Below are 12662 nucleotides of genomic sequence, written 5' to 3' on the forward strand. Positions count from 1 at the left end.
ACTGGACTCCCGTGGCTCTCACTATCGGCATCGTCGGCCTGCCCAACGTCGGCAAGTCCACCCTGTTCAACGCGCTGACCAAGAACGACGTGCTCGCGGCGAACTATCCGTTCGCGACGATCGAGCCGAACGTGGGCGTCGTGAGCCTGCCGGATCCGCGCCTCGGGAAGCTCGCTGAGGTGTTCCACTCCGAGCGCATCCTGCCCGCGACGGTGTCGTTCGTCGACATCGCGGGCATCGTCCGCGGGGCGTCCGAGGGGGAGGGGCTGGGCAACCAGTTCCTCGCCAACATCCGCGAGGCCGACGCGATCGCCCAGGTCGTCCGCGGATTCACCGACGACGACGTCGTGCACGTCGAGGGCGGCGTGAACCCGAAGAACGACCTCGAGACCATCAACGCCGAGCTCATGCTCGCCGACCTGCAGACGCTCGAGAAGGCGATCCCGCGCTACGAGAAGGAGGTCAAGGGCAAGAAGGCCGACCCCTCCGTCGTCGAGGCCGCCGTCGCAGCCAAGGACGCGCTCGAGCGCGGTGTGCTGCTCGCGTCGTCGGGCATCGACCTCGCGCCGATCCGCGAGCTGGGCCTGCTCACCGCCAAGCCCTACATCTACGTCTTCAACGTCGACGAGACGGTGCTGACGGATGCTGCGGCAAAGGCCGCGCTCGAGGAGCTCGTCGCTCCCGCCCACGCCGTCTTCCTCGACGCGAAGATCGAGTCGGAGCTCATCGACCTCGATCCCGAGGACGCGGCGGAGCTGCTGGCCTCGACGGGTCAGGACGAGTCGGGCCTCGATCAGCTGGCCCGCATCGGCTTCGAGACGCTGGGTCTGCAGACGTACCTGACGGCCGGTCCGAAGGAGGCGCGCGCGTGGACGATCCCGCGCGGCGCGAAGGCTCCGCAGGCGGCCGGCGTCATCCACACCGACTTCGAGAAGGGCTTTATCAAGGCGGAGGTCATCTCGTTCGACGACCTCGTCGATGCCGGCTCGATCGTCGAAGCCCGCTCGCGCGGCAAGGCCCGTCTCGAGGGCAAGGACTACGTGATGCGCGACGGCGACGTCGTGGAGTTCCGCTTCAACAACTGATCGCCGCGGGTGCGCTTTTCGCTCACCCCGTCAGGCGCCGCCCGATTCCCCGCGACGCGAGAGGACCCCGCATGACCGACATCCAGATCTACGAGCCGGACGGACGCGCGATCCCGTTCGCCGTGGAAGGCGAGGGCCCCGTCTCGCTGGCGCTCCTGCCCGAGGGCGACGTGGGCGCGGACGGTCTCGGCGTCATCTCGCACTACCTCGTCGAGGAGGCCGGCTTCCACGTCGTGCGCATCGGCTCACGGGCGGGTGCCGCGGATGTGGACGAGCAGGTCGAGGACGTCGTCGCCGTGCTCGATCACATCGGCCTCTCGCACACCTGGATCGGCGGACACGGCGCCGGCGGCCGTGTCGCCCGTGCGTTCGCCGCCGCGCACGCCGAGCGGTCGAACGGCCTGCTGCTGCTGGGGGTCGAGGACGAGGAGTCCGCGTTGCCGCCGCTGCTGCCGGTGCTGATCATCCAGGGCTCGGATGACGACGTGACGCCCCCCGAGAACGGGATCCGCCTGCAGGCGACCGCTCCGGAGCGCGCGAGCGTGAAGAACATCGACGGGGCGGGACACCTCTTCCCGCTGGATAATCCCATCGAGACGGCGTTCGTCATCGAGGAATACCTCGACTGGGACTGATCCCGCCGGTCAGCGGTTCGAGAGAAGCGCGCGGGCGACGCGATCGCCCGAGACCAGCGCTCCCTGAATCGAGGCGGTGTCGCGGTGGTCGCCCGCGACGTACACGTGATCGGCGACCTGCGGCGCGCTGGTGGTGCGCAGCGGTGCGGGCTGCGCGGGCAGCGCGTCGGGCAGGTCGTCGCGACGGATGAGCTGCCACGCCGACACGTCGGCGTCGTTCCAGATGAGACCGAGCTGCGTCCGGACGTCGCTCTCCGTCGCGCGGCTGCCCGGGTCTCGGGGCAGCAGGCACGTCGCCTGCACGAGCGCCCGGCCGGGCGGCGCGTAGTCGGGCACCGTGTGCGACATGACAGCCGTGTTGACGACGGGTCCACGCCGTCGCCCGTCGACGCTGAGCAGAGCGGATGCCGGTGGCGTGGCATCCGTCGAGAACCACCAGGTCTGCAGTCCCTTCGTCGCCGGACGCGGCACGTCGACGAGGTCCGCGACCACGTCGGGACCGACGGCGACGACGACGTCCCGGGCGGTCAAGGGGTCGGCGCCGTCCGTGGTCACCCCGACCCCGTGGGGGCCTCGTAGGAGGCCGGTCGCACGGTGCGAGACGCGGATGTCGGCCCCGGCGGTGCGGGCTCGATCGGCGAGCTGACGGGGGAGCGCCTCGATGCCGCCGGCGGGAAGACCGGGCGTCCCCAGGGCGAACATGCGGATGAGGAGGCGCACGAAGGCGTCGGAGGTCATGCCCGCATCGTCCGCGATGACGCCCGCGAGGAACGGCTCGAGCACTTCGGTGCGCAGCGGGCCGTGGACGCCCGCGCGATTCCATCCCTCGCGGAGCGTGCGGTCCTCGCCGTCGATGACCTTCTTGGGCGCGAGCAGCGCGGGCCCCGCCCATCGCGCGAGGGCGGCGAGGTCCCGAGGACGCACCATCCGGCTGCGCAACGTCTGCGGGATGCTCCCGGGCGATCGGAGCGGATGCCGCAGCTCGGCCGTCGTGCGTTCGCGCCGGACGCGCACCCCCACGGGGAAGGCGCGCAGGTCGAGGTCTTCGACGTCGGCCCACCGGCGGACGGCGGGGTAGGTGGGGTTCAGGACGTGGAAGCCCAGGTCGAGGAGGAAGCCGTCGACGACGTCAGTGCGCTCTCGTCCGCCGACCCGGTCCGCGGCCTCGAGCACGACGACGTCGCGCCCGGCGCGGGCGAGCCGCGTCGCGGCTCGGAGTCCGGCGAGGCCCGCTCCGATGACGACGACGTCGTGGGTGGTCACGGGTCGAGCCTAGGGCGGGGATGTGTCGGAAGGGGGGTTGCGGGCGGCGGTCTCGGTGGCAGTTCCTCCACAACCAGCTTGGGGGCGGTGCAGTTAACGCGTCGAACAAAGATTCGAAACTCTAGCGATCGGCGGGCGTAGCGTGATGGCATGACGAACCCCATCACCGCCGTGTCCTCGGCGGCCCGCGCCGGTGCGGGCTCGTGGGGCGATCGGCGGCTGGGAGATCTTCCCGACGACGACTTGATGCGGGTGCAACGGGACCTTGCTCTCATCCGGCGCCTTCTCGACGCCGCGCAGACGGTGGTCGCTTCCGAGATCGCCGGTCGTTCGCGTGCGGATTCGGGCGGCAGCGGCCTGGCCAGGACGCAGGGGTATCGGACACCTGTCGCGATGATCGCCGCAGTGACAGGTCTGGCGCCGGGCGAAGCGTCGCGATTCGTCCGCCTAGGGGATGCGGTTCGGCAACACTCCGCATTCGACGCTGAGCCGCTTCCTCCGCGTCATGCGCACGTCGCCGCCGCGCTGGCGGCCGGCTCCATCGGTGCTCCGGCCGCCGCGGCGATCGTGGCGCTGCTCGATCGCGTCGCGCTCGAGGTCGACGAGGCCGCGCGGAACGAAGCCGAGTACGCGCTCGTCGAGGCCGCGCCCGGCGTCAGCCTCGATGCCCTCGGCACCCTGATCCTGCGGACGGAGGCGCGGCTCGACCCGGACGGCGTGGCCGCTCGAGAGGACGCTCTGCGCGCCGACCGCGCCGTGCATCTCCGGCAGGCACCGAACGGGTCGTTGCACCTCACCGGCGTCTTCGATCCCGAGGGCGGCGCGCCGATCAAACTGTTCCTGGAGACTTTCGTCGCAGCGAAGCTGCGTGCCCGGCTGGATCACGCCGACCGCGACAGCGCGCCCGTCGAGCGGCAGGGTGTGCCGCAGATGCAGGCCGATGCCCTCAGCACTCTCGCCGAGCATGCTCTCGGGTGCTCCTCCGCCGGCATGCCCGCGGAGGGCGCGACGGTCGTCGTGCGCATTGATCTTGCCGACCTCCAGTCCGGTGCGGGTGGCGCCGCGGAGATCGACGGCATCGCCGCACCGATCAGCGCCGCGACGGCGCGCCGGATGGCGGCGGGGGCTGGCGTCATCCCCTGCGTCATGGGCGGCGACGGCGAGATCCTCGACTGGGGGCGCCGCAAGCGGCTGTTCACCACGGCTCAGCGACTGGCGCTGGTCGAGCGCGATGGCGGCTGCGCCAGATGCGGCTCTCCTCCCTCCCACACCAAGGTGCACCACCTGCGATGGTGGGCGAGGGACGGGGGTCCGACCGACCTGGACAACGGCGTGCTGCTCTGCACGTCCTGTCACCACCGCATCCACGATGACGGGTGGGAGATCCGCGTCGAAGGAAGCGGAACGCAGGGGAGGGTGTGGTTCGTGCCGCCCGCGCCGGTCGACGCTTCACGAACGCCCGTTCTCGGAGGGCGGGCGAGGTTCTTGGATGCTTCCGGTGCTTCACGCGAGCCGAGGGTCGCGGCGTGAGCGATGGGGAAGGCGACCGGAATGGGAGAATCGACGGATGACCGCCACGCTCGTCGCCCACGACCTCGCCGGCGGATACGGACACCGCACGCTGTTCGACGGGCTCGACCTGACGGTGGCTCCGGGCGATGTGATCGGAGTCGTCGGAGCGAACGGGGCGGGCAAGTCGACCCTGCTACGACTGCTCGGAGGGATCGATGCGCCGCAGGCGGGCACTGTGCGACTGAGCCCTGCCGACGCGTTCGTCGGGTGGCTTCCGCAGGAGCATGAACGCGTCCCCGGCGAGACGATCGGCGCTTACATCGCGCGTCGGACCGGCTGTGCGCAGGCGACGACTGAGATGGATGCCGCGGCCGCCGCGCTCGCCGACCCGGATGCCGACGCGGCCGACGTCTACTCGGCGGCGCTGGAACGCTGGCTCGCCAGCGGTGCCGCCGACCTCGACGAACGACTGCCGGTGGTGCTGGCGGACCTCGGACTGGCGCTGGACGCCGACCTGCCCATGACGGCCCTCTCGGGCGGGCAGGCGGCTCGCGTCGGGCTGGCGGCGCTCCTGCTCAGCCGGTTCGACATCGTCCTGCTCGACGAGCCCACGAACGATCTCGACCTTGACGGACTCGAACGGCTGGAGGCCTTCGTGCGCGGCATCCGCGGTGGCGTCGTGCTGGTCAGCCACGACCGGGAGTTCCTCGCGCGCTCCGTCACGCGGGTGCTGGAGCTCGACCTCGCGCAGAACATGAACCGTCTCTACGGCGGCGGGTACGACGCCTACCTCGAGGAGCGCGCGACCGTGCGCCGGCATGCGCGTGAGAAGTACGACGAGTTCGCCGAGAAGAAGGCCGACCTCGTCGCCCGAGCGCGCACGCAGCGGGAGTGGTCGAGCCAGGGCGTACGCAACGCGATGAAGAAGGCACCCGACAACGACAAGATCCGCCGCAAGGCGTCAAGCGAGTCGAGCGAGAAGCAGGCGCAGAAGGTCCGCCAGATGGAGAGCCGGATCGCCCGCCTCGACGAGGTCGACGAGCCGCGTAAGGAGTGGCAGCTCGAATTCACCATCGGTGCCGCGCCACGCGCGAGCTCGGTCGTCTCGACGCTGAGCGGCGCGGTGTTCCGACAGGGGGAGTTCACACTCGGACCGGTCTCGCTGCAGGTGAACGCCGGCGACCGCATCGGCATCACCGGTCCCAACGGGGCCGGGAAGACGACCCTCTTGCGCGCCCTCCTCGGGCGTCAGACGCCGCAGGAGGGGTCGGCCGGGGTCGGCGCGAGCATCGAGATCGGCGAGATCGACCAGGCTCGTGCCGTGCTCGCCGGACCGCGGCCGCTGGCCGACGCCTTCGGCGACGTCGTCCCCGACCTGTCGCCCGGCGACGCGCGCACCCTGCTCGCCAAGTTCGGGCTGAAGGCCGACCACGTCACCCGACCCGTCGACGAGCTGTCACCCGGAGAGCGCACGCGCGCGGGTCTCGCCGTGCTCCAGGCGCGAGGGGTCAACGTGCTGGTGCTCGACGAGCCGACCAACCATCTCGACCTTCCCGCCATCGAGCAGCTGGAACAGGCACTCGACTCCTACAGTGGCACTCTGCTGCTCGTGACCCATGATCGCCGGATGCTGGAGGCGGTCCGCACCGATCGGCAGTGGCGCGTGGACGGGGGTCAGGTGACGGAGCTCTGAATGGCCGAGCTCCGGACGACCGAGCCCCGGGTGGCGGGGAACAGCGGGCGGGTGTGACATCGCAGGGGTCGCTGGACCGCGTACGGTATCGAAGGGTGCCTGTGTCGTGACGCAGCCCGCCGGTCACGGCGGGTCTGCGGTAGCACGGCGGCACGGCCGCACCGCACCACAGCAGGGCACCACAGCAACGCAACACGGCAAAACAGCAGCACAGCAGGGGAGAGGAACCCATGGACACGCGCATCGCGGTCGTCTGGAACCCGTCGAAGACCGACCGGGAGACGCTGGAGGAGCCCCTGCTCGCCACCGCGGGCCCTGCCGACATCCAGTGGTGGGAGACGACCGAAGACGACCCCGGCGCCGGGGCGACCGCCCGCGCGCTGGAGGCCCACCCGTCGCTCGTCATCGTCGCCGGCGGTGACGGCACCGTGCGTGCGGTCGCCGAGCATCTGGCCGAGGTGAAGTCGGACGTCGCCCTGGGCATCGTGCCGCTCGGCACCGGGAATCTCCTCGCCCGCAACCTCGAGGTCCCGATCAACGACGTCCCGGCGGCGATCAAGCGCGCACTGACCGGGGAGGCGACGGCCGTCGACGTCGGCTGGGTCGAGGTCGACCTTCCTGAGGGCACCGAGCGTCACGCGTTCGTCGTGATGATCGGCTTCGGCATCGACGCGCACATGATTGCGGAGACGAACGACGACCTCAAGAGCAAGGCGGGATGGCTGGCCTACGTCGAGTCGCTCGGGCGTGCTCTGCAGGCCAGCGAGATCATCCCGTTCAACCTCAGTGTCGATGACCAGCCCGGTCGCGACGAGGACGGGCACACGCTGCTCATCGCCAACTGCGGCTCCCTGCAGGGAGGCGTGACCCTCCTTCCCGACGCCGACCCGTCCGACGGCGAGCTGGACTTCCTGCTGCTGAGCGCCGAGGGCTTCGGCGAGTGGATGGGCACCCTCAAGACGATGGCCTGGGACAACGGGCTGAAGCGGCTCCTCACGAAGTCCGACGAGACCGTCGACAGCGACTCCGTCACGCACGGACGCGCGCGCGCCCTCACCGTGACCCTCGAGGAGCCTCGGCCCTTCGAGATCGACGGCGAGGAGATCGGCGAGACGAAGGCGTTCCGCGTCAGCATCCAGCCCGGCGGCGTCCACGTCCGCTAGGAAGCGAGCGGCTGTCGCCTGCAGAGCGCTCAGACAGCGCGGGGAACGCGGCCGCAGGTGCCACCGCCTCTCGTTCGGGGAAGGCGAGCCCCGGGGAACGGATGCCGCGGCTCAGCGTCCCTGACGCTTCTTGAACGGCTTCGGCTGGCCCTTCACCACGGGTGCCCGACCCTTGCCCTTCGAGGCCTTGGCCTTTCCGCCCCCCGGAGTCTTGGGCGGTGCCACGGGCGGGGGAGCGGCGGCGAGCCGCTCGCGCGCCTCGACGAGCAGCAGCTCACCCGCAGGCGTCAGGCGCGTGGGCCCGCCGTCACGGGTGAGGAGCGGATGCCCCACCTCGGCTTCGAGCTTGTCGAGGGTCGTGTACAGCGACGCCAGGGGGATGCCCAGCGCTTCCGCGGCACGCGGGAAATGCAGTTCCTCCGCCGCGGCGACGAAGCGTGCGAGCTGGGTCGTGTTCATCGTCATGCACCGATTCTCCCCGACGCGATCGCGCTGCGCGCACAGAGAACGGGGCGGCGGGCACCTGCCCACCGCCCCGTCCGCGTACGGATCACGCCGAGGCGTGACGTGCGAGCGGCGTCAGGAGACGCGCGACTCCGACTCGTCGTCGTTGTCGTCGCCCGGGATGTGGACGTCGTTCACGTCGATGTTGACCTCGACGACCTCGAGGCCGGTCACGCGCGCGATCGCACCGGCGACGGCGGCGCGGACCTGGCCGGCGACCTCTTGGATGCGGGCGGGGTACTCGACGACGATCGTCAGGTCGGCGGCGGCCTGCGTGTCGCCCACCTCCACCTTGACGCCCTGGGTCAGGTCGGTGGCGTTCACCGCGTCGCGGATGGCACCGAAGGCGCGCGCTCCGCCGCCGCCGAGCGCGTGCACGCCGGCGACCTCACGGGCGGCGATGCCGGCGACCTTGGCCACCACACCATCGGCGATGTGCGTGCTGCCGGCTGCGGACTCCTCGCCGCGGAGGCTGCGCGTCTCGAGCGTGCGGTCCACGCGGCCGGCGGTGGCGGTCTTCTGGTCTTCGGTTGCCATGAGAGCTCCTATCTCGAAGTGACGTGTTTTACAACCCATGCGGTTGCATATTCCGGGGCGTTATGTTCGGCCCAGTGATAAGAGGTCCGCAGCGGCGGATCCGTCACAAAAAAGTTCGGACGGATTTCGAGGGGTCGTGGTGGGGCAGACGCAGTCAGAGGTGAACGAGGCACTCGCCGCCGTCTCGGATCACATCCTCGTCCAGCGGTCTGTCGACGGCGACCCGGTCGCCTTCGGTGAGCTCGTGCAGCGGCACTCCTCCCTCATGCGGGCGTACGTGTTCCGCATCGTCGGCTCGATCTCCGAGGCGGACGATGTGGTGCAGGAGGCGTTCGTCGTGGCGTGGAAGCAGCTGCCGACGCTGCGCGACCCCTCGGCGGTGAAGGCCTGGCTGATGCGGATCGCCAGCCGCGAGGCTTTCGGGCACATCCGCCGGCGACCCGCGGAGCAGCCCTTCGAGGACTACTCCCGCACGACGCCCGTCGATGCACAGCCCGAGAACGTCGCGGTCCGCAACGCCCAGCTGCGGGCCCTCTCCGCAGCGCTGGACAGATTGTCCGACGACCAGAGACAGGCTTGGCTCCTGCGGGAGATCGCGGAACTGAGCTATACAGAGATTGCGGAAGAGATGGACATACCTCCCAGCACCGTGCGAGGCATCCTGTCACGAGCTCGAGCGAGCATCGCCGTCCAGATGGAGGAGTGGCGATGAGCGACGACAGAGTCCCCGACAGGCTCGACTGCGGCCGCTCGGTCGAGGAGCTGAGCGCGTACCTCGAGGCCGGCCGGCAGCCCTACGACCGTGACATCGAGACGTGTCCGGACTGCCTCAACGCCATCGAGTCCCTGCAGCGCGTCGGCCAGCTGTCCCGAGACCTCGTCGCCGAGGACGCTGCGCTGCTCCCCGCGCCACCGCAGAGCTGGTTCGAGGGCATCTTCTCGGCGATCCATTCCGAACTGCGGGCGGGTCGCAGCATCCCGATCACGCATCCCGATCCGCGCGTGTCGATCACCCTCGCGGAAGGCGCCGTGCGGGCGCTCCTGCGTTCGGTCGGCGACGCTCTCGACGGCGTCTTCATCGGACGCACGGAGATCGTCGGGGACGCCGAGACCCCCGGTGCACCCGTGCAGGTGGTCCTCACGGCGACCGTCGGGTGGGGTCAGTCCATCCCCGATGTCTCCGAGGCCCTGCGCGTCAAGGTCTTCGAGGCGCTCGAGCGCCACACGGAACTGAACGTCACCGCCGTCGACGTGATCGTCGAGGACATCCACGGATACACCCCGAAGGACGAGAGATGACCGACACGACCCCGATCACGCCCGACTTCGTGACCCGCATCCGCGCGGTCGACGGCGTCACCGATGTCTTCTCCTACCCGACGGGCCTCGCGAGGGTGCCCGGTGTGATTGCCGCGGCCACCGGCGCCGCGGAGGACAGGCGCACCGACCTCGCCGTCACCGTGCGCGACGGCGTGCCCACCCTCGCCACCCGCATCGCGGCGTCGGCCGTGGACCGTGCCCCCGATGCCGCGCGCCGGGTCGCCGACGCGCTCCTCGACCTGACCCCTCCGAACGTGCGCATCGCGATCCAGGTCGCCCGCATCCACTGAACACCGGCGTGGTGCGTCGTCCGTCTTTCAGGACATCGGCGTCGAGTCAACGCCCTCGGCGTCGGAGGTGCCTGCACGCACACTGAACCTTCATCTCGAGGAAGGCAGTGCGCATGAAGGCGTTGACATGGCAGGGCAAGCGGAACGTCTCGGTGGAGACGGTCCCCGACCCGGTGATACAGCACCCCACGGACGCGATCATCCGGGTGACCTCGACGGCGATCTGCGGCTCCGACCTGCACCTGTATGAGGTGTTCGGGCCGTTCCTCGACGCCGGCGACATCCTGGGGCACGAGCCGATGGGCGTGGTGGTCGAGGTGGGCTCGGCCGTGACCAGCCTGGCGGTGGGCGACCGGGTCGTCGTGCCGTTCAATATCTCGTGCGGACAGTGCTTCATGTGCCGGCGCGGGCTGCAGTCGCAGTGCGAGACGACGCAGGTGACCGAGTACGGCAGCGGCGCCTCGCTGTTCGGCTACACCAAGCTGTACGGCCAGGTGCCCGGTGGCCAGGCGGAGTACCTCCGCATCCCGCTGGCCGACTACAACCACGTGCGCGTCGGCGACGAGCTGCCCGACGATCGCTACCTCTTCCTGAGCGACATCCTCCCCACCGCCTGGCAGGGCGTGGAGTACGCCGAGGTGCCGCAGGGCGGGACGATGGTCGTGATGGGTCTCGGACCGGTCGGCCAGTTCGCCGCCCGCATCGGCGTGCAGCGCGGCTACCGCGTGCTGGCGGTCGAGCCCGAGGCGGACCGCCGTGCCATGGCCGAGCGTCACGGCGTGCTCGCCTACGACCTGACCGACGACGTCGTGGAGCAGCTCCGCGACCTGACCGAGGGCAGGGGAGCGGACGGCGTGGTGGACGCCGTGGGCCTCGAGGCGCACGGCAATCCGGGCGTGAAGTTCGCGCAGAACGCTATCGGCCTGCTGCCGGACGGCATCGCTCAGAAGCTGATGGACACCGCCGGCATGGACCGCCTCGCCAGCGTCTACGCCTCGATCGACGTCGTGCGCCGCGGCGGCACCGTGTCGCTGTCGGGCGTCTACGCCGGCGACGCCGACGTGCTGCCCATGAAGACGATGTTCGACAAGCAGCTCAGTCTGCGGATGGGTCAGTGCAACGTCAAGAACTGGGTCGAGGACATCCTGCCGCTCGTCGAGGATCCGGCGGATCCGCTCGGCGTCATGGACCTCGTGACGCACCACGCGCCGCTCGAGGATGCGCCGGCGCTCTACGAGACGTTCCAGAAGAAGGAGGACGGATGCATCAAGGTCGTCCTCCGTCCCGGAGCACCGGTCGTCGCGGGCGGGGGAGCATGAGGACCCCTCTCCGCGAGGACGGCCTCGGGCTGCTTCTGCACGGCTACGGTCTGGGCGCGCGCATCTGGGCGCGCGTGCCTCCGGGCGCGCGCGCCGCTCCCATGCGTTTGCTGGGACGACCGGCGCTGTTCGTCCGCGGCGCCGAGGGCGTCGCCACGTTCTACGACGACACCGCGGTGGCGCGTCACGGCGCGATGCCGGCGCTGGTGCAGGTCACGCTCTTCGGGCGTGGGTCGGTGCACAGCCTCGACGGCGATGAGCATCGACACCGGAAGCGCACGTTCGTCGATGTCGCCTACGACCCCGACGAGGTCGCCCGCTACCTGCCGCTCCTCGAGACGGAATGGCGGGCGGAGGTGGCCGACTGGGCGGCAGGCTCCGCGCGCTCCGCCTACGACGCCGCCGTCGGAGCGTTCGGACGGTCGGTGATGGCGTGGGCGGGGCTTCCGGGCACCGCCGCCGCCAGGACGCGCTGGGCCGCGCGCCTCGCCCAGATCGTGGACGGCTTCGGAGCGCCGTACTCGCCGGCCTACCTCGCCGCGGCGGCGAACCGCTGGTGGTCGGATCGCCACGCCCGCAACCTCATCGAGGCCGTCCGTGCGGGCGCCCTCCACCCGGCTGAGGGGACCGCGCTGCACGCCTGGGCATGGCACCGCGACCCCGCGGGGGCGCTTCTGCCGTCACGACTCGCGGGCGTCGAGCTCCAGAACAGCATGCGGCCGATGATCGCCGTCGCGCGCTTCGTCGCCTTCGCCGCGAAGGAGCTGCACGACCGGCCGGAGTGGCGGGCGCGCATCGCGGTCGAGACGGCGGAGCGCGGACGTGTCGTAGAGGGTCCGCTCGCGACCGCATTCGCGCAGGAGATCCGGCGCACGGCGCCGTTCGTGCCGATGCTGCCCGGGTGGGCGCTGAGGGACGTCTCGGTGGCGGGTGAGACCGTGCATGCGGGCGGGCGCGTCGTGCTCGACATCCTCGGCACGGATCTCGACGAGAGCTCCTGGGAGCGGCCGGAGGAGTTCGACCCCGAGCGATTCGTCGGCGTCGAGGACTACGAGGCGCTCCCGGCGTTCATCCCGCACGGCGGAGCGGACGTGGCGTCCGGTCATCGCTGTCCCGGCGAGAAGCTCGCCATCGCCGGTCTGTCGGCGGCCATCGCGGCGCTCAGCGATCCGCGCGTCGGCATCCTCGGCGACGGGCTCGAGGTCAACCGTCGCCGGATGCCGACGATGCCGGCCTCGGGCGGGGCGGTTCGCGCCACGGGAGGCGGGTGCCCGTTCCACCGTTCGAGCGGTGGCACGGCCACGGACGAGGGCCACCGGATCTGAGCCCGGGCGCCGACGT

At 70.8% G+C, this 12662-nt stretch carries 13 protein-coding genes; 10 read left to right on the plus strand and 3 right to left on the minus strand.

Features of this window, described 5'->3' with window-relative positions:
- The first annotated feature begins 11 nt into the window (after positions 1-11).
- Positions 12-1085 carry a redox-regulated ATPase YchF gene (ychF, locus tag ABC304_RS11190; protein ID WP_412930690.1) on the plus strand — a complete coding sequence of 358 codons (1074 nt, stop codon included), beginning with the start codon at positions 12-14 and terminating at the stop codon, positions 1083-1085.
- Positions 1086-1156: 71 nt separating this feature from the next.
- Positions 1157-1720, plus strand: a complete 564-nt coding sequence (locus ABC304_RS11195) for an alpha/beta fold hydrolase (protein WP_412930692.1) — start codon at positions 1157-1159, stop codon at positions 1718-1720.
- Between the two features lie 9 nt (positions 1721-1729).
- On the opposite strand, the gene ABC304_RS11200 is transcribed toward ABC304_RS11195, so the two are convergent.
- Positions 1730-2983: an NAD(P)/FAD-dependent oxidoreductase gene (locus ABC304_RS11200; RefSeq protein WP_412930694.1), complete on the minus strand. Its 1254-nt coding sequence runs from the start codon at positions 2981-2983 to the stop codon at positions 1730-1732.
- A 150-nt stretch (positions 2984-3133) separates the two neighbouring features.
- Between ABC304_RS11200 and ABC304_RS11205 the strand changes: the two genes are divergently transcribed.
- The 3 genes from ABC304_RS11205 (at position 3134) to ABC304_RS11215 (ending at position 7351) form a co-directional block, all read left to right on the plus strand.
- Complete coding sequence (locus tag ABC304_RS11205) at positions 3134-4513, plus strand: HNH endonuclease (RefSeq protein ID WP_412930695.1); 1380 nt, start codon at positions 3134-3136, stop codon at positions 4511-4513.
- 37 nt (positions 4514-4550) lie between these two features.
- A complete protein-coding gene (locus ABC304_RS11210) occupies positions 4551-6188 on the plus strand; it encodes an ABC-F family ATP-binding cassette domain-containing protein (RefSeq protein WP_412930697.1) in 1638 nt (545 codons plus the stop codon).
- Between the two features lie 230 nt (positions 6189-6418).
- On the plus strand, positions 6419-7351 hold the full coding sequence (locus tag ABC304_RS11215) for a diacylglycerol/lipid kinase family protein (RefSeq protein ID WP_412930698.1): 933 nt from the start codon (positions 6419-6421) through the stop codon (positions 7349-7351).
- 111 nt (positions 7352-7462) lie between these two features.
- Here ABC304_RS11215 and ABC304_RS11220 read toward each other — a convergent pair whose 3' ends face one another.
- On the minus strand, positions 7463-7816 hold the full coding sequence (locus ABC304_RS11220; RefSeq protein WP_412930700.1) for a LysR family transcriptional regulator: 354 nt from the start codon (positions 7814-7816) through the stop codon (positions 7463-7465).
- 114 nt (positions 7817-7930) lie between these two features.
- Positions 7931-8392, minus strand: a complete 462-nt coding sequence (locus ABC304_RS11225) for an Asp23/Gls24 family envelope stress response protein (protein ID WP_412930702.1) — start codon at positions 8390-8392, stop codon at positions 7931-7933.
- Positions 8393-8552: 160 nt separating this feature from the next.
- Here ABC304_RS11225 and ABC304_RS11230 point away from each other — a divergent pair, with 160 nt between their 5' ends.
- The 5 genes from ABC304_RS11230 to ABC304_RS11250 all read left to right on the plus strand — a co-directional run bounded on the left by ABC304_RS11230 (position 8553) and on the right by ABC304_RS11250 (position 12646).
- Positions 8553-9104 carry an RNA polymerase sigma factor gene (locus ABC304_RS11230; RefSeq protein WP_412930704.1) on the plus strand — a complete coding sequence of 184 codons (552 nt, stop codon included), beginning with the start codon at positions 8553-8555 and terminating at the stop codon, positions 9102-9104.
- On the plus strand, positions 9101-9691 hold the full coding sequence (locus ABC304_RS11235) for an Asp23/Gls24 family envelope stress response protein (protein WP_412930706.1): 591 nt from the start codon (positions 9101-9103) through the stop codon (positions 9689-9691). The genes ABC304_RS11230 and ABC304_RS11235 overlap by 4 nt, the downstream gene beginning before the upstream one ends.
- Positions 9688-10002, plus strand: coding sequence for a hypothetical protein (locus ABC304_RS11240; protein ID WP_412930708.1), 315 nt, complete (start codon positions 9688-9690; stop codon positions 10000-10002). Before ABC304_RS11235 ends, ABC304_RS11240 begins: the two co-directional genes overlap by 4 nt.
- A gap of 113 nt (positions 10003-10115) precedes the next feature.
- Positions 10116-11321, plus strand: a complete 1206-nt coding sequence (locus ABC304_RS11245) for a zinc-dependent alcohol dehydrogenase (protein WP_412930709.1) — start codon at positions 10116-10118, stop codon at positions 11319-11321.
- Entirely contained in the window at positions 11318-12646 is a 1329-nt protein-coding gene (locus ABC304_RS11250; protein ID WP_412930710.1) for a cytochrome P450, read from the plus strand. Before ABC304_RS11245 ends, ABC304_RS11250 begins: the two co-directional genes overlap by 4 nt.
- The last annotated feature ends 16 nt before the right edge of the window (positions 12647-12662 follow it).

Origin of the sequence: Microbacterium jepli, assembly GCF_047237905.1 — a bacterium.
GTDB lineage: Bacteria > Actinomycetota > Actinomycetes > Actinomycetales > Microbacteriaceae > Microbacterium.

Excerpts from the sequence above, each read along its gene's own strand:
- ABC304_RS11225 (WP_412930702.1), bottom strand. The coding sequence starts at position 8,392 with ATGGCAACCGAAGACCAGAAGACCGCCACCGCCGGCCGCGTGGACCGC.
- ABC304_RS11210 (WP_412930697.1), top strand. The coding sequence starts at position 4,551 with ATGACCGCCACGCTCGTCGCCCACGACCTCGCCGGCGGATACGGACAC.
- ABC304_RS11245 (WP_412930709.1), top strand. The coding sequence starts at position 10,116 with ATGAAGGCGTTGACATGGCAGGGCAAGCGGAACGTCTCGGTGGAGACG.
- ABC304_RS11205 (WP_412930695.1), top strand. The coding sequence starts at position 3,134 with ATGACGAACCCCATCACCGCCGTGTCCTCGGCGGCCCGCGCCGGTGCG.
- ABC304_RS11215 (WP_412930698.1), top strand. The coding sequence starts at position 6,419 with ATGGACACGCGCATCGCGGTCGTCTGGAACCCGTCGAAGACCGACCGG.
- ABC304_RS11250 (WP_412930710.1), top strand. The coding sequence starts at position 11,318 with ATGAGGACCCCTCTCCGCGAGGACGGCCTCGGGCTGCTTCTGCACGGC.
- ABC304_RS11220 (WP_412930700.1), bottom strand. The coding sequence starts at position 7,816 with ATGACGATGAACACGACCCAGCTCGCACGCTTCGTCGCCGCGGCGGAG.
- ABC304_RS11240 (WP_412930708.1), top strand. The coding sequence starts at position 9,688 with ATGACCGACACGACCCCGATCACGCCCGACTTCGTGACCCGCATCCGC.
- ABC304_RS11235 (WP_412930706.1), top strand. The coding sequence starts at position 9,101 with ATGAGCGACGACAGAGTCCCCGACAGGCTCGACTGCGGCCGCTCGGTC.
- ABC304_RS11195 (WP_412930692.1), top strand. The coding sequence starts at position 1,157 with ATGACCGACATCCAGATCTACGAGCCGGACGGACGCGCGATCCCGTTC.